The sequence below is a fragment of the Gilliamella sp. B2717 genome (assembly GCF_026536675.1).
Classification (GTDB): Bacteria; Pseudomonadota; Gammaproteobacteria; order Enterobacterales; family Orbaceae; genus Gilliamella; species Gilliamella apicola_I.
In genome coordinates this window covers 6428-6652 of record NZ_JAFNNQ010000034.1, presented here as the reverse complement: position 1 = coordinate 6652, position 225 = coordinate 6428, and the positions used below count along the sequence as shown (strand labels likewise).

The following is a 225-nucleotide window of genomic DNA, read 5'->3' as shown; positions in this document are numbered from 1 at the left end:
TTGCGTCCATCTTACTAACATATGCATCACGTTTTGCTTCATCACCGTCTTTTATATAACCTAAATAGTTTTCCGCATCATCGGTCATTTCACTGTTTAATGCTTCCCATTCCGGTCGCTTTCCTTCTGCATCCAGCTCTTCATACCATTCACTTTTATAATTAACTAACAGCCGTCCCAGTGCCGTTGTTAAGTGTGGTTTGTCGGATATTCCTTTAAAACATC

1 protein-coding gene is annotated in these 225 nt (G+C 40.0%); it reads right to left on the bottom strand.

Annotation, left to right across the window (positions count from 1 at the left end):
- The coding region (locus J3U35_RS05610; RefSeq protein WP_267360119.1) for a hypothetical protein at positions 1–225 on the bottom strand (225 nt) is incomplete at both ends.